At 49.9% G+C, this 18,556-nt stretch carries 17 protein-coding genes; 16 read left to right on the top strand and 1 reads right to left on the bottom strand.

Features of this window, described 5'->3' with window-relative positions:
- Positions 1 to 25: 25 nt before the first annotated feature.
- On the bottom strand, positions 26 to 1,183 hold the full coding sequence (locus ACI48K_RS12450; protein WP_475027915.1) for an asparaginase: 1,158 nt from the start codon (positions 1,181 to 1,183) through the stop codon (positions 26 to 28).
- A gap of 312 nt (positions 1,184 to 1,495) precedes the next feature.
- On the opposite strand from ACI48K_RS12450, the gene ACI48K_RS12455 reads away from it, so the two are divergent.
- The 16 genes from ACI48K_RS12455 (at position 1,496) to ACI48K_RS12530 (ending at position 18,533) form a co-directional block, all read left to right on the top strand.
- Positions 1,496 to 2,059 carry an RNA polymerase sigma factor gene (locus ACI48K_RS12455; protein WP_475027916.1) on the top strand — a complete coding sequence of 188 codons (564 nt, stop codon included), beginning with the start codon at positions 1,496 to 1,498 and terminating at the stop codon, positions 2,057 to 2,059.
- A 2-nt stretch (positions 2,060 to 2,061) separates the two neighbouring features.
- On the top strand, positions 2,062 to 2,502 hold the full coding sequence (locus ACI48K_RS12460) for a hypothetical protein (RefSeq protein WP_475027917.1): 441 nt from the start codon (positions 2,062 to 2,064) through the stop codon (positions 2,500 to 2,502).
- A 24-nt stretch (positions 2,503 to 2,526) separates the two neighbouring features.
- Complete coding sequence (locus ACI48K_RS12465; protein ID WP_475027918.1) at positions 2,527 to 3,633, top strand: DUF6677 family protein; 1,107 nt, start codon at positions 2,527 to 2,529, stop codon at positions 3,631 to 3,633.
- A gap of 107 nt (positions 3,634 to 3,740) precedes the next feature.
- Positions 3,741 to 4,436, top strand: coding sequence for a response regulator (locus ACI48K_RS12470; RefSeq protein WP_475027919.1), 696 nt, complete (start codon positions 3,741 to 3,743; stop codon positions 4,434 to 4,436).
- 3 nt (positions 4,437 to 4,439) lie between these two features.
- The gene (locus ACI48K_RS12475; RefSeq protein ID WP_475027920.1) at positions 4,440 to 5,420 is read left to right on the top strand and encodes a HAMP domain-containing histidine kinase; all 981 of its coding nucleotides are present in this window, start codon (positions 4,440 to 4,442) and stop codon (positions 5,418 to 5,420) included.
- Positions 5,421 to 5,491: 71 nt separating this feature from the next.
- Positions 5,492 to 6,307 carry a DUF2935 domain-containing protein gene (locus ACI48K_RS12480; RefSeq protein ID WP_475027921.1) on the top strand — a complete coding sequence of 272 codons (816 nt, stop codon included), beginning with the start codon at positions 5,492 to 5,494 and terminating at the stop codon, positions 6,305 to 6,307.
- A gap of 81 nt (positions 6,308 to 6,388) precedes the next feature.
- The gene (locus ACI48K_RS12485; protein ID WP_475027922.1) at positions 6,389 to 6,751 is read left to right on the top strand and encodes a YmaF family protein; all 363 of its coding nucleotides are present in this window, start codon (positions 6,389 to 6,391) and stop codon (positions 6,749 to 6,751) included.
- Between the two features lie 575 nt (positions 6,752 to 7,326).
- Complete coding sequence (locus tag ACI48K_RS12490) at positions 7,327 to 8,097, top strand: ABC transporter ATP-binding protein (RefSeq protein ID WP_475027923.1); 771 nt, start codon at positions 7,327 to 7,329, stop codon at positions 8,095 to 8,097.
- Positions 8,072 to 10,021 carry an FtsX-like permease family protein gene (locus ACI48K_RS12495; protein ID WP_475027924.1) on the top strand — a complete coding sequence of 650 codons (1,950 nt, stop codon included), beginning with the start codon at positions 8,072 to 8,074 and terminating at the stop codon, positions 10,019 to 10,021. Before ACI48K_RS12490 ends, ACI48K_RS12495 begins: the two co-directional genes overlap by 26 nt.
- Before the next feature lie 19 nt (positions 10,022 to 10,040).
- Positions 10,041 to 10,670, top strand: coding sequence for a DedA family protein (locus ACI48K_RS12500; RefSeq protein ID WP_475027925.1), 630 nt, complete (start codon positions 10,041 to 10,043; stop codon positions 10,668 to 10,670).
- Between the two features lie 237 nt (positions 10,671 to 10,907).
- The gene (locus ACI48K_RS12505) at positions 10,908 to 11,762 is read left to right on the top strand and encodes an undecaprenyl-diphosphate phosphatase (RefSeq protein ID WP_475027926.1); all 855 of its coding nucleotides are present in this window, start codon (positions 10,908 to 10,910) and stop codon (positions 11,760 to 11,762) included.
- A 62-nt stretch (positions 11,763 to 11,824) separates the two neighbouring features.
- Positions 11,825 to 12,289: a hypothetical protein gene (locus tag ACI48K_RS12510; RefSeq protein WP_475027927.1), complete on the top strand. Its 465-nt coding sequence runs from the start codon at positions 11,825 to 11,827 to the stop codon at positions 12,287 to 12,289.
- A gap of 229 nt (positions 12,290 to 12,518) precedes the next feature.
- A complete protein-coding gene (locus ACI48K_RS12515; RefSeq protein ID WP_475027928.1) occupies positions 12,519 to 14,864 on the top strand; it encodes an AraC family transcriptional regulator in 2,346 nt (781 codons plus the stop codon).
- 133 nt (positions 14,865 to 14,997) lie between these two features.
- Entirely contained in the window at positions 14,998 to 16,632 is a 1,635-nt protein-coding gene (locus ACI48K_RS12520; protein ID WP_475027929.1) for an extracellular solute-binding protein, read from the top strand.
- Positions 16,633 to 16,768: 136 nt separating this feature from the next.
- A complete protein-coding gene (locus tag ACI48K_RS12525) occupies positions 16,769 to 17,626 on the top strand; it encodes an ABC transporter permease (protein WP_475028101.1) in 858 nt (285 codons plus the stop codon).
- Positions 17,627 to 17,708: 82 nt separating this feature from the next.
- Positions 17,709 to 18,533, top strand: a complete 825-nt coding sequence (locus ACI48K_RS12530; protein ID WP_475028102.1) for a carbohydrate ABC transporter permease — start codon at positions 17,709 to 17,711, stop codon at positions 18,531 to 18,533.
- Positions 18,534 to 18,556: the final 23 nt, after the last annotated feature.

The raw sequence follows: 18,556 nt of genomic DNA on the forward strand, positions 1-18,556 counted from the left end.
TTTTACAATATTGGTTTACCGTCAATTATTTCGCGGGCAGTTCAATCTGACCGTAGCCGACCGTCGTGAACCAGTTCTTGACCGTGTCGAAATCCTTGGAAAAAGACAAGCAAAGCAGCAGCAGGACCCGAGCGTGGGATGCGTTCAAATTGTCCCCGGCGATGATGCCGTCCCCGCTGGAATAGTTGCTGCCGGAGCCCGTGCGGGTGGTCGCTACGAAAATAACGCCTTGCTCGACGGCTTTGGATCGCTCGTCGCTCATCGCTTTGGAGATGCCGCCCGATCCTGTGCCGGCGGTAACGACACCTTTGGCGCCGTTTGCGACCAAACCGCTGATGGCGCCTGCTCCCGCGTCCTGATAGGAGTAGGCGATTTCGACTTTAGCCAGATCCTTTTTGGAGATTTTGGAGAGATCAAAAGGCGTGGCCCACTGGTTCGCTGGTTTCAGCGCACGGAAAGGGGCGCGGTATACGCGGATATTCTTCTCGTCGATATAACCTAAAGCGCCGATTTCCGGGGTAACGAACGTATCCGTACGATAGGAATTAGTTTTGGTGACCTCGCGGGCGGCGTGGAACTCATCGTTCAGCATGACCACGGTCCCGAAATACTTCGTTTTGCCGCTGGCCGCCAGTTTAATGGCATTATAGAGGTTGGCCGGCGCATCCGTGCCGATGACCGTCCAAGGTCTCATGGAGCCGGTGACGACGACCGGTTTTGGGCTGCGAACCGTAAGGTCCAGGAAATACGCGATTTCTTCCATCGTATCCGTGCCGCTCGTGACGACAACCCCGTCTTGGGTTTTGAGCGCTTCATCGACTTTCAGGGATAAATCGTACAGCTGTTCCATCGAATAAGCGCTGGAACCGGAATTTCCGAATTGATAAGTGCTGACTTCGGCGATTTGATCTTTATTCGGCAGCGATTTGACCAGGTCTTCGATCGGCAGGGAACCCGCTTTATATGTATCGAAGCTGGTTTCGTCGGTCGATTTTCCGGCCAAGGTTCCTCCGGTAGCGATAACCTGAACCTTTGGCAGCGCCTTGACGGTCTCCGGCGCCGCAGCTGCTGCAACCGGCGTTGCCGCCGATGCGGGGGACACGTACAAATTCGGCAGCAGCGCGGTTATTGTCAACCCGGTGGCCAGCAGTACCTTCAAACTTCGCGATTTCCAACCCTTCATTCGATCAACCTCCACTAAGTAGTTTGTCAACGTGATGATAGATAACCTTACCAACAGTCCGTTAACTTGAATGAATTATAATTCGATGTTATGTATATTTACAAAATTGATAAAGAAGCAAGTAAGCGCTTAATCTTATGAATATCTGCGAAAATTAAAGGATTTCATAAAATTAATAGAAATATTAAAATTTAAGTTTTAACATTCTGATAATAAAATGTGAGTAATCATGACATCGATTAAACTTTTTACGCTTTATTTCGTTTTTTATATGACAGGTGCAGGGGAAGGACTAGTTTCTATCGTCTATTCATGGGGAAGGAGGGGAGAGCGATTGATGAAGCTTCATTTCTACTAAAATTCAGGCAGGGCGATCGCGGCGCATTCCGCTGGCTGGTTGAAGAGCATGGAGCCTATGTGTACCGCGTGGCCTTTTCGGTTCTGCACGATGCCAAAGAAGCGGAAGACGCCGCCCAGGAAACCTTCCTGCAAATCTATAAATCGCTTTCCGAGTATCGTTCCCAAGGGTTGAAGACCTGGATTACCCGGATTGCCGTGAACAAGGCGATAGATTTTAAGCGCCGGCGGGACCGGCGCAAGGAAGAGCAATGGGATCTCGCCGCTATGGATCGTCTCGCCCCGCTTCAGGAAGACGACATGCTTCGAAAGCTTACCGATGAGGAACATCGCCGGGAGCTGCGGGATAAAATCGCCGAGCTTCCGCCCGGTCATCGTCAAATCGTCACGGAGTTTTATTTGAACGCAAAAAGTCATGAGACAATCGCATCCGAACTGGGCGTCACCATCAAAACGGTGGAATCCAAGCTGTATCGGGCAAGAAACTGGATTCGCGAACACTGGGCGAAGGAGGAATAGGGATGGAGCCATATGAAGAAAACGAGCTGAAGCTGTGGAAGAATTACATACGGGGAGACCTCTCCCGGGAAGCGGCGAAAAGGCTCGAAGCGCTGCTGCTGACGGATGATGAAGCTTTTCATTGTTACATATCGGCGATGGACGCCATAGAGCGTGAGCTTCCCGGACCCGTTGATGAGACTGCCTTTGCCGATGCGGTTGTATCCTCTCTTCCGCGCGCCGGAAAACGGCCTGAAACCTCCGCCAGAAGACGAAAGTGGAGCAGCCACCCGCTTTTCCATTACACGATTGCCGCAGCCATTACCCTGGTCCTGCTTTCGGGAGGATTTTTCGACCGCATTTCCGGGGAAGCGACCCGGATCATCCATAAGCAGCCGGAACCCTCGTTCAGCAAGCATGTCGTCAACGCCGCTGCAGGATGGATCGATAAAATGAAACGTTAATAATTCTTGAAAGGATGGTTCGACATGCCGTATACCCGCAATCGGCTGCTGGCTTTGATATTGAATTTCGTCCCGGGACTCGGGCATTTATATTGGGGGAAAAAAGGACGGGGCGTATTATATCCCGTTGCCTTCTTCGGGATGCTGATGCTCGGATTTTTGTTTGCGTTCGCTACGGATGAAGGCGAGGTGTTTATGGCGGCCGGAGTGATGGCGCTGGCGCTATGGTTCGTCTGCATGATCGACTTGACAATAACCATGCTGCGCGATTCCCCGGAGACAAGAACGTATCCTCACGATCCGATGGATCCTTATTATCCAAAAAGCGGCAGCGAGTCGGAAAAGTTTTTTACGATCCTGCTGTCTTTCATTCCCGGGCTCGGGCATTTCCAGCTAGGGCTGATGCAGCGGGGATTATCGTTTCTGATTTCCTTTTTCGGCCTGATCACGATGATGTTCTTCGTCACGGGGATAACGCATGAAACGGTGTTCCTGCTGTTTCTTGCACTGCTGCCGATCGTCTGGCTGTACTGCATGTTTGACGCCGTTCAGCTGGTTCACCGGAAGCAGGCGGGGGAGCTGATCGAAGATCGCACGGTATTCGATGAATGGGAAACCGGCCGGATCGAAGGCCGGCGCAGCAAAGTGCTTGCCACGCTGCTTTCCGCTTTTCCCGGTGCGGGACAAATGTATCTTGGCATGCAAAAGCGCGGTCTGCAAATGATGGTTCTGTTTTTGGGAAGTATTTATCTCATTGATGTGCTTCAGCTGTCCGTGTTTTTGTTTCTCATCCCTGTCGTCTGGTTCTATTGCTTTTTTGACGGCCTTCAGCAAACGAGCCGCTACGGGATATTACCTTTGGACGACCGGCCTTTGATCGAGAGCCTTGGCCTTGGCAAACAGCAGCACTGGTTAGGTATTCTCCTGCTCATTTTGGGCATTTATTACGTGGGCATGAATCTGATTGTGCCCGCGCTCGAACACTGGTTTCCCGGGCTTCGGCTGCACAGCCGGATCCAGGAATATTTGCAGCCTGTCGTCATTTCCGTCCTGCTGATCGGCGGCGGATTGAAGCTGCTGCTTAGACCCAAGCAGCGCGAGCTGTTTTGGGACGACGAAGAGCAGATTTGAGCCATCATAGAGGGATTTTGCCGGGGAGGCGAAATCTCTCTATTTTCTTTTCGCGGCGGGAATTTGTTACAATGCAGGGAGTGGAGAACGCAAAAAGGAGAATTCGGATGTTCAAAATATTTATCGTGGAAGACGACAGGCAGCTCGTCAAATTGCTGGAATCCTATTTGCAGCGGTTTGGGTATGAAACCTTGGCGGTGGCGGATTTTGAGGCGGTCAAAGCCGACTTTGAGCGGTTCGAGCCGCATCTGGTGCTGATGGACATCAACTTGCCGAAGTTCGACGGCTATTACTGGTGCCGGCAAATCCGCAATTTGTCGACTTGTCCGATTCTGTTCCTGTCCGCGCGGGAGGGGAAAATGGATCAGGTGATGGCGCTGGAAAACGGGGCCGATGACTATATTACGAAACCTTTCGATTACGACATTGTGATCGCCAAAATCAAAAGCCAGCTTCGCCGCGCATATGGCACATATGCCGGAGCTGCGGACGACCGGGTCACGGTAATCGCCGGACTGCGGCTTGACCGGGACCGGCTGCAGCTGTCTTTCCGCGAAGAAAAGGCGGAGCTAAGCCTGACGGAGGTTAAAATACTGGACGAGCTGATGAGCAAGCGAGATCAGGTGGTCAGCCGCGACCGGCTGCTGGAAAAAATCTGGGACGAACAGGCGTTTGTCGACGACAACACGTTGAACGTTTATGTGACCCGGGTCCGCAAAAAGCTTGCTTCGCTGGGAGTCGAAGATGCGCTGCAAACCGTGCGCGGCCAGGGGTACCGTTTTGCGCCCCGTTGGGAGGAATAACGAATGCGATTATTTCTAAAAGAGCAGCGTCCGCTGATCATCGTTTACATCCTTCAGCTGGCGCTGATTTCTTTTGTCTATTGGCTGGACGGATACCGCCATTTTGCCATTATGCTCTATTCGGCGCTGCTTAGCGGCTGTCTGCTGTTTGCTTATCTTGCTTTTCGCTATGCATCCAACCGGAGCTTTTACCGCAGGCTGGAGGAGCCGCTTGCTTCGATTCGCGATTTTGCCGAAATGAAGCCGGAGTCATCGCCGCTCACGGAGGCACTGCATCGGCTGTTGAAATCGCAATACCGTCTCTATTTGTCGGAAATCGGCGAGCAGCAGAGCAAAATTCAAAATCATCTTCATTTTATCAATCAGTGGGTGCATCAAATGAAAACGCCGCTTTCCGTCATTCACCTGATGGTGCAGCAGGATGACGATCCGCAAGGCGCGCAAATCGGGGATGAGGTGGATCGGCTCCGAAAAGGGCTGGAGATGGTGCTTTACACTGCCCGTCTGGATTCCTTCGAGCGGGATTTTTACGTGGAGCGGTTGGACCTGGACAGGTTGATCCGCTCGGTGACGTCCGCGCAGAAACGCTTGTTTATCCGCCGGAAAGTATATCCCCACATAGAAATCCCTGAGCCGCTTTTGGTGACCTCCGATGAGAAATGGCTGTCGTTTGTGCTGACGCAAATCATTACGAATGCCGTCCGTTATACCGATAAAGAAGGCGGGAAAATTGACTTTCGGGGATACCTGCGCGGCGGCGAAACCGTGCTCGAGGTGGAGGACGAGGGCATCGGCATTCCGGATAGCGATCTTCCTCGCGTATTTGACGCTTATTTTACGGGTGAAAACGGACGGGCCTATCAGGAATCGACCGGTATGGGCATGTACCTGGTGAAGCAAATCTGCGATAAGCTGGGACACCGCGTGGAACTGGAATCGAAGGTCGGTGTGGGGACGAAGGTGAGGATTGTGTTTCCAGATTAATAAAATTTGATGTCATAACGGACAAGACATATTCCATATCCCTATAGCAAGTATAAAGAGGAGGGATATGTTTGAATGAGTTCGTTACCCGTTCGCTAGACGAAATACGGTTCTGGTCCAGAATCATGAAAGAGCATTCATTGTTTCTTGGGTTAGGTTTTCGGGCTGAAGATACTAGGCTTAAAAATGAAGCAAACCAGTTTTACGCTATTTTTGAAAATATAGAGAGAAGGTCTCACGAATTTAATTTCAATACCGACCCTAACACAATCAGAGAGTTTAATACGGAGGTTCAGAATGCGGCAACTCATATTTGGGCATTCAAGAGAATGGTTCTTGGGCTTATACTGCAATGCAAGCTTCCCGGACAAACAAACTTCCCCTTACTGGTAGATCATGTAAGCCGGGAAGCGAATTATTTCAGAAACCGCTTGGAGGAGCTTAATTCAGGAAGGCTCGAACCATTACCTGATGCGATTATTGATGAAAATGTATTTTTTTTAAAGATCATGGCCGATCATGCGAAATTCATTAGCCATTTGCTCGATCCGTCTGAGCGAAAATTGGTGGAACAAGCACGTGAATTCAGCCGCGATTTTGACAATCTCATGTTCCAGGCGATTGATTTAAGCCATATGCGCCCCCAATCTCAAACGGTCCCGCTGCTAAGTCAATTTGTGGATGAAAACCGGGTTTCGGTAAAATCCTTGCGCGATTTCAAAAAAACGGCACGCGATTTAATCGATGAATGCCGAATCAAAAGTATTATACATCCTTTATTAGCCGATCACGTCTTTCGTGAAGCTGAACGGTTCCTTTTTATTCTCGATATGTTTGATCAATCCTTATCGGGTATGAAGGTGAACAAGAAAGAAATATTACATTGATCCGTATAGTCGCCTAGTACTTATCCGAGTATGCCTTAATAGGATGTTGTGAAATCACATCTTTAAGGAGGCATGCAACGGATGCGGAAGAAACGGCCTACAGCAAAGAGGAAAGCGTCATCTTCAAAAAAGACCCAGAGACATGTGCATGAATTCGAAGGCAGCACAAAATTGGCGGAAGAAGGCGCAGACCGGCATAATCACCGCTTTGCGGGCGTTACGGGACAAGCGATACCGGCAGGGAGAAGCCATGTTCACGAGATTAAATTCGAAAGAACCGATTTCTTGAACCATTTTCATAAACTGAAAAAGATTAGAACCGGACCGGCTATACAGGTTGGAAACGGCAAGCACGTGCATTTCGTTTCTGGGCGGACTACTTTAAATGACGGTCACACGCATCGATTCAATTTTGCCACACTGATCGATGCACCCCTGGTATAGAGCGAATCGAATCACACAATGAAATAAGGCATCATCCGTATCTTCGGCCCGAGGCCCAGCCTCGGGCTTTTTATAATGGCTTCAGCCAGTTGAGCACGCGAAGCGCGGGAAACAGAAAACCGCCCGCTATGCGGGTCAACTCAAACCGATTCTTCATACCACTTTTCAACGATGGAACCCCGCTAACTGGATATTCTCCTGTTATTTAGCCTCTACTTGAATCTGGACAAACACTAACTGGAAATCCTCCAGCTAAATCATCGGTTTAGACCATAGATTTCCTCGTTTGCCGAAATTTGCGGGAGTATTTCCAGTTAAATCGCCGTAAATCCTCATTTTGCTTAAGTTAGCGGGAGTTTTTCCCTTTAATAGATCACAGGTTAACTTCGAACTCCAGCTGGGAGTTCGCCAATTAATCGAGCACCAACAAAGTTGAGTTCGACAGGAATTTCCCCCGTTGACGGATAGTTATGATTCTTACAACTTCGTAAGGTAACTGTAAGGTTGAGACGTAGCTCTTGGGCAGAATGAATTTATATAATAGACACATCACTAGTGAAGGAGCTTGGCTAAGCATGTCTGTGCTTGAAGTAAAGTCATTATCGAAAATATATGAGGGCAAAGTTGCCACAAGGGCGCTCGATAGCGTTAGCTTTCGGATCGAACAAGGGGAATTTGTCGGTATTATGGGGCCTTCGGGCAGCGGGAAAACCACCCTGCTGAACGTCATCGCGACGATTGATGAGCCGACTTCGGGCGAAGTGAGGCTGAACGGGCAAATTCCCCATCGGATGGGAAAAGAGCAGATGGCATTGTTCCGTCGCCGGGAATTGGGGTTTATCTTTCAGCATTTTAACCTGCTCGACACGTTGACGGTGGAGGAAAACATCGTGCTGCCCTTGACGCTGGACGGGGTATCGGTTCCCGAGATGAAAAGACGGACCAGCGAGACGGCCAAGAGGCTCGGCATTGAGTCTGTCATGAACAAGTTCCCTTACGAGATTTCAGGCGGGCAAATGCAGCGGACCGCGATTGCGCGTGCGATGATCCATGAACCGTCTCTCGTTTTGGCGGATGAACCTACGGGAAACCTGGACTCCAAATCCTCCAAGGATGTGATGGAGGCGTTCGCAAACATGAACGGGAATTACCTTGCCACCATCATGATGGTGACGCATGACGCTCTGGCGGCAAGTTACTGCCACCGGGTGATTTTTATCAAAGACGGCCGGCTTTATAACGAAATTTATCGCGGTGACAACCGCCAGGCCTTTTTCCAAAAAATCATCGATATGATGTCGCTGCTGGGAGGAGACAGCCATGACCTTTCGGCAGTTCGCCTTTAACCATGTGCTGCGCAACAAACGGACGTATGCCGCTTATTTTCTGAGCAGCTCGTTTTCCGTCATGATCTTTTTCGTGTGCGCCTTGTTCCTGTTTCATCCAAAGCTGCAAGAGGAGGTCGTTTACCGTTCGGCCATCAGCGTGCTTTCCGCGGCGGAAGTGATCATGTACGTATTTTCGTTTTTTTTCGTCGTATACTCGGTTGGTTCTTTCCTGCGGTCGCGCAAGCGGGAATTCGGCATCCTGCTGCTACTGGGCATGACCGAACGGCAGCTCGGAAAGATGGTGTTCCTGGAAAATATGCTGATCGGCGCCGGATCGATCGTCACGGGAATCGCGGCGGGGTTGCTTACCGCGAAGCTGTTTCTGATGGCGGGATCGAATTTGCTGGGGATAACGTCGCTATCGTTCCGGGTGCCGTGGACGGGCCTCCTGCTGACGATTCTGGCATTTGCGCTGCTGTTTCTGGCGATCTCGCTCTGCACGATGCTGCTGCTGGGCAAGCACCGTTTGATCGAGCTGTTCCAGGCCGGACAAAAACAATCCGCACCGCCCAAGGCTTCGGTAAAGCTGTCGCTGCTCGCCGCCACACTTCTGGGTACCGGGTATATTTTGGCCGCCACGGCTACGGCTTCAACCGTTCTGATCCTTATGCTGCCGGTAACCCTGATGACGATCGTCGGCACTTATTTTTTCTATACCGAATGCAGCGTGTTTCTGATCGGACTGATCAAGCGAAAACCGGCAATCTATTGGAAAAAGACGAATCTCGTGACCCTATCCGGCCTCGCTTACCGGGTCAAGGATAACGCACGCATATTTTTTCTTGTGACGATCATTTCTACGGTAACGTTCTGCGCGGTTGGCACTTTTGCGTCCATTAACCGTTTGGCCGGGGAGTTTGAAAAAGATTATCCCGTACAGATCGGCTACGTATCTAAGGCGGGAAGCGATGCGGGACGGGTCTATCTGCAAAAAATCGAAAGCGAGCTGGCAGCCCAAAAGATTCCCTATCGGACGGAGAAGGTGTCCATTCGCTATGCCGCCGTCCAATCTTCAACGTCTACGCCGACGCCGGGGCGGCTGCCCCTGATTTCTTTTTCGGATTACAGGCGGCTCGTCGCAGCCTCGGGTAAACCGCTTCACGAATCGCCCTTAGCCGGTGACAAGGCGCTGCTCCTGCTCAATTCCGAACGGGAAAAACCTCTGTTAAAGGAGCGCAAACCGGCAAGCTACACGCTCGAAGGCGGAGGACCGACGCTGCGCGAGACCGGACTGACCGAATATGTGGCGATTCCCGAATATTTGACCGATTTGCCGGGGGATGACTTGAGGGGTTCTTTTGCCGGCCTTGTCGTTAGCGACGATGCGATGAAAAAGATCGCCGCGCCTATGCAGACCGACGAATTTACGGGGTTTTACGTCGACAACATGGAACAAACCGCAGGAATTGCGGACGAACTGACGGAGAGCGGAAAAATGCGCTACGAAGAAGGGAAGCCGTATGCTCTGACCGTCAGCGGTACGCTCTATGAGGTGCAGAGAACGAGTTACGGGGCGCTGCTGTTTTTCGCGCTGCTGGTCGGCACGGTATTTTTCATCGCGGCGGGAAGTTTCCTATATTTCCGGCTCTACAGCGATCTGGAATACGATCGCCGGCAGTATGGCGCTATCGCTAAGCTGGGGCTGACGGAGCGGGAGATGAGAGGCATTGTCACCAAACAAATCGCGCTGCTGTTTTTCGTTCCGATCGGCCTTGCGATGGTCCACAGCTTGTTTGCTTTCACCGCCATGCAGAGCTATTTCAATTTCTCCGTCGCTTGGGAGTCGGGGCTGATTCTTTTCAGTTTTTTCATGGTTCAAGTCGTATATTTCTTTATGATCCGCGCCCGGTATATGCGCAATTTGAAGAAGGCGATTCAATAATTCAGGCTGGAGGTAAAGCGTGGAAAACTGGATTACGAATATTATGGAGCAGTTTGGTTATGTTGGAATTTTTGCGCTGATTGCGCTGGAAAATATTTTTCCGCCGATTCCGTCAGAGGTCATTCTGACGTTTGGGGGATTTATGACGACCTATACGGGATTGTCAAAAACGGGGGTCATCATCGCGTCGACTTTAGGGTCTGTGGCCGGGGCTGTGATCCTGTACGGAATCGGTTACCTGCTGAACGTCGATCGATTGGAAGGGCTAATCGAGCGTTGGGGACGCTTGCTTCGCATTAAAAAGGAAGATATCCGCAAGGCGGATGCCTGGTTTGAACGATACGGCTATTTTACGGTGTTGTTCTGCCGCATGATTCCGCTCATCCGCAGTCTCATTTCCATTCCTGCGGGGATAGCCAAAATGCGGTTCGGACTGTTCCTGCTGTTTACAACGGTCGGGACTCTGGTCTGGAATGTCGCGCTGGTGCTGCTTGGCGCCGCAGTGGGCGACTCTTGGGAGACCATCGTCGCATTTATGGATGTGTACTCCGGGATCGCTTATGCGCTGATAGCTGCCTCTGTAGTCGTGTTACTGCTGATCTGGCTGCGGAGAAGAAAAAGCAGGGAGCAAAGCGTCGGAGGACAATAAAAGGGCCGTGGGCCGAGTTTAATTTATTTTAGTTGAACCAATGAAAAAGTAAATGGGCAAAAGGGTGATATGTTCTGGCAGAAGCGAAGCGTTCGCCTTTGTGAGCGGATTTCTACTCCATTTGAATTTAATCAATCAAAGAAATCCGGGAACAACAGCGATCGAAAGAACATTTCACACGGCTGCCCCCTTATACGCATTCAATCTTTGGTTCAAAAATGAATGGGAGAGTTATTCATGGACTTGATCAGTATTATCAAAGCGGTGATTCTCGGCCTGGTGGAAGGGTTGACGGAATTCGCTCCCGTCTCATCCACCGGACATATGATCATCGTTGACGACATGTGGCTGCGGACGGACCTGCTGCTGCATTCCCAATATATTGCGAATACGTTCAAGGTTGTCATTCAACTGGGTTCGATTTTGGCGGTTGTCGTCGTGTTCAGACAGCGATTTATCGACTTGCTTCGGCTGCCGTGGTTCGGCAGGAATCGTTCGGTTTCTGTGGAAGGGCAACAGGACCTGCAGCCGCGGCTTAAGCTTGCACAAGTTATCGTAGGATTGCTCCCCGCAGGGGTGCTGGGCGTGCTTTTCAAGGATTATGTCGACGAATATCTGTTTTCCACCGCGACGGTTTTGATCGGACTTGTGATTGGAGCCTTATTGATGATTGCAGCCGACCGGTTCGGGCCTAAACGTCCCGCGGCGGAAACCGTCGACCAGATCACCTATAAGCAGGCTTTGGGTATAGGTCTTGTGCAGTGCCTTTCCCTATGGCCGGGGTTTTCCCGGTCGGGCTCGACGATTTCAAGCGGAGTGCTGATGGGAGTCAGCTACCGGGCCGCCGCGGATTTCACGTTTATCATGGCCGTGCCGATTATGGCGGGAGCGAGCGGACTTTTCATCGTAAAAAATTTACAGTACTTTACGCCTGAAGCACTGCCGTTTTTCATCGCCGGATTTATCAGCGCCTTTCTGTTCGCGCTGCTCTCGATCCGTTTCTTCCTGAAGCTGATCAACCGGGTGAAGCTGGTTCCTTTTGCCGTTTATCGAATTTTGCTTGCTGTGGTCATATGGGTGGTATACTTCTGAATCAATAGAGCAGCAACTAACTCGATGAAATCACGTCTATATTGACGGAGGATGATCGGGTGATGATGAAACGTCGATTATTGGGTGCGATGCTGCTGGCTGCACTGGTTATTATGGCGGCAGGCTTTTTTCGGGACTTCCTGGGGAAAACGGATTCCAAGCCGCCGCTGCCGAAGGTGGTTTCCGGGGCTACGGTTATTCCGGTTATACAAAGCTCCTACTGCTGGGGCGGAACATGTGCGGATTATGCCGACGGGAAAACGATGCTTGGAAATACGTCGCCGACAGCGGTAGCTCCACACTCGGAGATCGCCATTTCATTTAAGCATAAGCCGGAGCCTGATGAGTTGAGCGCGCAGCAGTTTATGCATGGAAGAAGCGCCGCCATTCCATTGAAGGATGGTCATTTTCAAGTTCCCAAAGAAAAAGGGGTTTATTACTACGGGATCTCGGCCAACTGGAAGTCGAAAGACGGCAAGTATTCAAAGGGAGATACCTCTTGTGTGTTTGTCGTTGAAGTGAAATAACCCGGACGTTCGGTTTCAAAAAAATAACGCGTCTTGTCCTTATTTGTTGGAAAACCTCCAACGGATAGGAACAAGGCGCGTTTTCATTTTTATCTTTCCGGCTTTCGAAAAACGAATTCGGGAAGACTCCATTTCTTATAAATGGATAGTTCATTGAAAGAAAGGATAAGACCGAATTCCATGCAATCTTGTTATATTTGATAAAAAGCTATTTAGCGGAGGCGTGCAAATGAGGAAGAAAGGAATCGGAAAATACGAATTGTATAGGTTTAATGGGGCATGGTCTGCCCTATTCTGGTCTTATATTCTGATTCTCCTGTTACTGATTGTCATTGGCAGCTTGCTTTATTGGCGCGCGGAGGAGGTCGTGGAAGAGTCAGTAGAGCATACGAACTCCGCTATGCTTGGGCAGCTCCGGGAACTTGCGGACGGACAGCTTCAACTAATTGAGCAATTGGAGCAGCAAATCGACAATCACCCCAAGCTTATGCAGCTTATGAGCAGCAAGAGGCCCATATCCGATCAGGAACAATATGAAATGGTGACCGTAGCGGACGATTTGAAGCGCTACAAGCAACTGACCCCGTTCATTTACGATTATTACATTTATTTGCCCAATTCCGGGGTGATGTTGGGACCGGGGGTCAAAACAACGCCCGACATTTTATTTGGTCTCGTAGACCGATTTAATGGGATATCTCCTGTTGATTGGGTAAACAAGTTCGAGAGCGGGTATCATTACCGCGTGTTTGAGCCTTTTCTGCAGGCAAGCGGCAGCTTTGGGGAAGAGTGCGAAGTTCTCGCTTACATGCAAACGTTGCCCTTAATCGATCGTTCCAACCGATCGGCGACGCTGTTCATTATAATTAACGAGAAGCAATTTCGCAGAATGTTCGATAGCCTAGCGACAGCGGGAAAGGGAGAAATCTACATTGTGGACGCCGACGATCAAATCGTGAGCTCGACGACCGATGAGAAAAATCCGCTGTCTTTCGGCTACGCCGACATGTCAGGAGATCAGGGAAAGCTGGAAGCCAGTCAAAACGGCAAAGAGGTGATTGTTTCTTATGCGACCTCAAGTGTTTACGGTTGGAAGTATGTACTGGAAGTACCGCGATCCGTTTTTTTGAAAGAGGTGAACGAAGTCCGCAGCTGGGCTTTGCTTTTGTTTGTTTTGGCAGCGTTTTCAGGAGCGGTCGTATCCGTTTATTTGGCTCACCGGAACTATTTGCCGCTCAGTTATCTTGTTTCCGCGGTGACAGGAAACGATACTCCTTCGCGTAACAGACAAGATCCGATTGAATACGAAGTGATTCGTTCATCGATTCAGTCTGCCCGGATGACAGAGTCGGAGCTAAGAACCCGATTATCGCAGCAAGCCCCGATTGTCCGAATTCATTTTTTAAACCGTTTGATCAAAGGGTATGCCGATCCTCATGAATTGCGCCCGGAATCACTGCAGATTTTGGGCATTCGCTTCATATCCGATTATTTTGCCGTCATGCTGATCGACTTGGAGGACATGAGCACCCTCTCAACGGAGAACGACGAGAAAGAGCTGACATTTACGAACTTCATTATTTCGAATATCGCTTCCGATTTGACTAATGAACGGTATGTAGCGTATACGACCGAGCTGGATCCAGGCAGGAGCGCTCTGCTAATTAATTTTTGCAAAGGAGACAAAGAGGAACACGCTGCCGGCGCTCTATCTATCGCGCATCAGCTGGATCAGATATTGGATCAACGGTTTGGATTAAGAGTTTCCATAGGCACCAGCTTTGTTACGGATGATATCCAAGCGATTGGTGAGGCTTTTCGGGACTCGCTAAAGCGGCTGGACGAAAACCGCAAGATCCATGCGATGCAGAACGCGGTGGGCACACTGCTGGAGCAGGCGCCCGTATATTACTATCCGCTGGACATTGAACAACAGCTGACCAATTACGTGAAATCGGGAGAGGTTCTGAAGACGGAGCAATTGCTGGACGCCTTGTATAAGGACCACTTTGAAGGGGAGGGGACCCGTCCGATGATCGGTTCTTATTTTATCATGAACCTGTCGTCTACTTTATTTCGCATCGTTCAGAATACGCCGAAGGTGGATTCGGAAATCGCTTTGCGGTTGTTGGAAAGCCATGCGGATGGCGGAAACGGGGTGAAGCGAACGTTTGGAGAATTAAAGGAGGATTTTCAGACGATATGCCTTCTTTGGAAAGAAGGAAGAAGCGACCAGTGCAGCCGAATGCTTGACAAAATCAAGAGAATTGTTCATGAACGCTATGATCAGAACATGCTGAGCGTTGGTTTGATTGCGGATGAACTTGGCATCACGCAGCCGTACCTGTCCTCCTTTTTCAAAAAAGCCACGGGTCTGACCATTTTGGAGTTTATTGCCGGAGTTCGCCTCAAAGAAGCAAAAAGGCTGTTGACTGAAACTGACGGAACTATTACGCAAATCGCCAAGTCCATCGGCTATTCAAACGATATCGGTTTTATCCGTTTTTTTAAGAAACATGAAGGAATTACGCCCGGCCAATACCGATCAAACCAACAAATGGAACGTCCATCTTAAATATGTAATGCCCTGGTCTACAAATCGGCATGCGGATCGAATAACGGGATAATATTCAGCAGGTCCGGATACCGGTAAGATGTGGCTGTGAGCTCACGAAACTTCACCAAGCCAACGAGGGGGTATTGTATTCATGAAGTACGGAAGGAAAAACATTTCGACCATGCTGGCGGTTATAACGATGGTAACGATCATCTTATCCGGATGTTCCGGAAGTAAACCGGCCGCTGATTCCTCTGCTGCTCCGGGGGCAAATTCGGCGGCACCGCCATCGGACGGGAAGATCGTTTCAAGTCCGCTTACGCTGACTTATTTTGTGCTGATGTCAGGCAATCCGGCTCAGGGGATGAAAACTTTTAACGATATGGCAGCCTATCAGGAAACGGAAAAGCGGACGGGGATCCATATCGATTTTCAACATCCGTCAGCCGGACAGGAAAAAAATCAGTTTAACCTGCTGATGAGTTCCGGCGATTATCCGGATGTGATTGAATGGGGCTGGAACGATTATCCCGGGGGCGGGGTAGGGGCCATGAACAACGGCGTTATTATTCCGCTTAACGATTACATTGACAAGTACGCGCCAAATTTATCGAAAATTTTGACGGACAATCCGGATATCCGCAAGGAGATTTCCACAGATGACGGACGCATTTACGCTTTTCCATTTTTAAGAAGCGACCCTTATCTGAGAACCTATTTCGGGCTTGGAATCCGCCAGGATTGGCTGGATAAACTGGGAATGCAAATGCCGAAAACCATTGACGAATGGCATACTGTGCTGAAAGCATTTAAAGAGAAGGATCCGAACGGAAACGGCAAAGCCGATGAGATCCCGCTGCTGATTAAAAAAGATACGTTGCTTAATTTCAGCAATGTTTTCCTGAACGCTTGGGGGACATCAGGACGGTTTAACCTGGAGGGCGGAAAAGTCGTTTTCGGCCCGATCCAGCCCGGCTACAAAGCATTTCTGCAAACGATGCGCGACTGGTATAAGGAAGGGCTTATTGATCGGGATTACGCCGCCACGGACGATAAACAAAAGGACGCCAAGTGGACGGGCGAGCTCATAGGTTCATCGGAGCTGGCCGTTGGCGGTGGGATCGGGAAATATACGACCGCCATGTCCGGCAAGGATCCGAAATTTAATATTGTAGGCGCTCCGTATCCAACCCTGAATCCAGGCGAAAAGCCGGTTCTGGGCCAACTCGAGCCGATTTTTAACAGCGTGGGAGCCGCGATAACGAAAAACAACAAGCATGTCGAAGAAACCGTAAAATGGCTGGATTACAAATACGGTGAAGAGGGTTCTCTGTTGTTCAACTTTGGGATCGAGGGCAAAAGCTATGTGATGAACAACGGCTATCCGACGTATACCGACGAAGTCATGAAAAATCCGGACGGTCTGGCGTTCGCAACCGCTCTAGGCAAATACGCCGTTCCGTTTGGGGCGCCGCTGGTGCAGGATAAACGTTATCAGGAACAAAACGCTTCTCTGCCTCAGCAAAAGGAAGCGCTTAATACCTGGATGGACGTCAACAATGAGGACTGGCTTCCGCCTCTATCTTTGACCGATGATGAATCCGCGCGGTTGGCTGCGATCATGACCGACGTCACCACATACCGCGATGAGATGTTCGACAAGTTCGTGATGGGCGCCGAGCCGGTCGACAATTTCAATACCTTTGTGAAGACAATTGAAGGCATGGGCATCCAGGATGCTCTGGATATCCAGCAGGCAGCATATGAACGGTATTTAAAACGGTAAAACGGGCAGGCGGGCCTTTTGGCCGGAATGTACTTATGCAGTTCTGGCCGGGACCCGCTTATTTCGGGCAAGCCGAAGGAGGGAACAGAAGTTGAAATGGCTGCGGGATTGGTCCCGATACAAATACGTTTATTTGATGCTGCTTCCGGTCGTGATCTACTACGTCGTATTTTTATATCTTCCGATGTACGGGCTGCAGATCGCCTTTAAGGATTTCTCGCCCGCCAAAGGGATTTGGGGCAGCGAATGGGTTGGCTTCAAGCATTTCGTTTCATTTTATAACAGTTACTATTTCTGGAGACTGCTGCGCAATACGATTTTGATCAGCTTGTATGAGATGATATTTGGTTTTCCCGCTCCGATATTGCTTGCTCTGTTGCTTAATGAGCTGCGTAATCGCATGTTCAAAAATATCGTACAGTCCATTACGTATTTACCTCATTTTATTTCCATCGTCGTCGTAGCGGGGATGATGGTGGATTTCCTATCCGGGGACGGGCTAATTAATCAACTGACGGGGCTTTTTGGCATTCCGTCCGTATCTTTTCTCATAAAACCCGAATGGTTCCGTACGATCTACGTCTCCTCGGATATTTGGCAAGGCATCGGCTGGGGCTCGATTATTTATCTGGCCGCTATCGCAGGCATCGATCCGAGTCTTTACGAGGCGGCAAAGACCGATGGGGCCGGACGGTTTAAGCAAATTATGCACGTCACCATCCCCGGCATCATGCCGACGGTCATCATTATGCTCATTTTACGGTTTGGGTCGCTTATGGCCGGGGGGAGTCTGGAGAAAATTTTGCTGCTGTACAATTCAACGACTTACGATACGGCGGATGTCATCTCCACGTTTGTGTACCGGCGCGGCTTGCTTCAGATGGACTACGGGTTTTCGGCGGCGATTGGCTTATTTAACAACATCATGAACTTTATTTTGCTCGTATCGGCCAACACCATTAGCCGAAAAATCAACGAAACAAGCCTGTGGTAGTTCAAATTTAGGAGGCGAGGCATCATTGAAGCATCGAATCAATTTTGGTGAGCGGCTATTCGACGGAGCGAATATCGTTTTTATGCTGGCGTTAATAACCGTAACGCTGTATCCGTTTCTCTATGTCCTGTTCGCTTCTTTCAGCGAACCGTCCGAGTTAATTGAGCATCGGGGGCTGCTTCTTTGGCCTGCGGGTCTTAGTCTCGAATCCTATAAGCTCGTATTTCAAAACCCGATGGTCTCTACCGGATATATCAACACCCTCATTTATGTTGTCGTAGGAACGGCGCTGAATCTGATTCTTACGAGCTTTGCGGCTTATGCTTTGTCCCGTAAAGGCGTTCGGTTCGTTGGACCGATCATGTTCGGCATCGTCTTTACGATGTTTTTTGCCGGCGGACTGATTCCCACATATTTGAATATGAGAAACCTCGGCCTACTCGATACAAGATGGGCAATGATTCTGCCGTCGGCGATCAGCACGTGGAATTTGCTTGTTATGCGTACGTCTTTCGCGGGTATACCGGTTGCTCTGGAAGAATCGGCAAGGATCGATGGAGCCAACGATTTCCGCATCCTTTTCCGGATTTTCATCCCGGTATCTCTGCCGATTATGGCAGTCATGACACTCTTCTACGGCGTTGCGCATTGGAACTCGTACATGGACGCACTGATTTACTTGCGAGACCGGAATTTGTACCCGCTGCAGCTCGTTTTGCAGGGAATCCTGATTACCAATGGTACGGATTCGATGATGACTTCCGTTGCGGATGTGGATAAGGGGCTGATTCAGGAGACGATCAAATACGCCACCATCATCGTTGCCACCGTCCCCATATTGATGTTGTACCCGTTCCTGCAGCGGTACTTCGTCAAGGGAGTCATGCTCGGATCGATCAAGGAATAAATGCATGAGGGGAGAAAGAAAGG

The organism is Paenibacillus terrisolis (assembly GCF_056171975.1).

Coding starts and splice junctions, on each gene's coding strand:
- ACI48K_RS12490 (WP_475027923.1), top strand. CDS start 7,327: ATGTCTGTGCTTGAAGTAAAGTCATTATCGAAAATATATGAGGGCAAA.
- ACI48K_RS12460 (WP_475027917.1), top strand. CDS start 2,062: ATGGAGCCATATGAAGAAAACGAGCTGAAGCTGTGGAAGAATTACATA.
- ACI48K_RS12530 (WP_475028102.1), top strand. CDS start 17,709: ATGCTGGCGTTAATAACCGTAACGCTGTATCCGTTTCTCTATGTCCTG.
- ACI48K_RS12510 (WP_475027927.1), top strand. CDS start 11,825: ATGATGAAACGTCGATTATTGGGTGCGATGCTGCTGGCTGCACTGGTT.
- ACI48K_RS12485 (WP_475027922.1), top strand. CDS start 6,389: ATGCGGAAGAAACGGCCTACAGCAAAGAGGAAAGCGTCATCTTCAAAA.
- ACI48K_RS12515 (WP_475027928.1), top strand. CDS start 12,519: ATGAGGAAGAAAGGAATCGGAAAATACGAATTGTATAGGTTTAATGGG.
- ACI48K_RS12520 (WP_475027929.1), top strand. CDS start 14,998: ATGAAGTACGGAAGGAAAAACATTTCGACCATGCTGGCGGTTATAACG.
- ACI48K_RS12525 (WP_475028101.1), top strand. CDS start 16,769: ATGCTGCTTCCGGTCGTGATCTACTACGTCGTATTTTTATATCTTCCG.
- ACI48K_RS12450 (WP_475027915.1), bottom strand. CDS start 1,183: ATGAAGGGTTGGAAATCGCGAAGTTTGAAGGTACTGCTGGCCACCGGG.
- ACI48K_RS12470 (WP_475027919.1), top strand. CDS start 3,741: ATGTTCAAAATATTTATCGTGGAAGACGACAGGCAGCTCGTCAAATTG.
- ACI48K_RS12455 (WP_475027916.1), top strand. CDS start 1,496: ATGGGGAAGGAGGGGAGAGCGATTGATGAAGCTTCATTTCTACTAAAA.
- ACI48K_RS12465 (WP_475027918.1), top strand. CDS start 2,527: ATGCCGTATACCCGCAATCGGCTGCTGGCTTTGATATTGAATTTCGTC.
- ACI48K_RS12495 (WP_475027924.1), top strand. CDS start 8,072: ATGACCTTTCGGCAGTTCGCCTTTAACCATGTGCTGCGCAACAAACGG.
- ACI48K_RS12475 (WP_475027920.1), top strand. CDS start 4,440: ATGCGATTATTTCTAAAAGAGCAGCGTCCGCTGATCATCGTTTACATC.
- ACI48K_RS12505 (WP_475027926.1), top strand. CDS start 10,908: ATGGACTTGATCAGTATTATCAAAGCGGTGATTCTCGGCCTGGTGGAA.